The 273-nt window shown below is 62.3% G+C and carries 1 pseudogene; it reads left to right on the top strand.

Features of this window, described 5'->3' with window-relative positions:
* Window positions 1–165: 165 nt before the first annotated feature.
* Window positions 166–273 (top strand): annotated as a pseudogene (locus tag K0H47_RS31240) (metal ABC transporter substrate-binding protein); the annotation flags it as partial.

Genomic DNA, 273 nt, shown 5'->3' on the forward strand with positions numbered 1-273 from the left:
AACGCGCCTCTCACAGGCAAAACACAGTAAATGTGGGAGCGGGCTTGCTCGCGAAAGCGGTGTGACAGTCGACACAGACAGTGACTGACACGACGCCTTCGCGAGCAAGCCCACTCCCACATTTGGATCTGTGTTTTGCCCGAGGTCTGGGTCAGCCCGCGAACCCGCAAGCCAAGCGATGCGGTGCAGGCGGCGGTCACGGCGTTGCTGGTGCTGGGCACCGATGGCGCCGACCCGGTGGCAGAGCTGGAGGGCAATGTGGATCAAGTGATC

The organism is Pseudomonas sp. Xaverov 83 (assembly GCF_019352905.1).
Taxonomy (GTDB): Bacteria; Pseudomonadota; Gammaproteobacteria; order Pseudomonadales; family Pseudomonadaceae; genus Aquipseudomonas; species Aquipseudomonas yamanorum.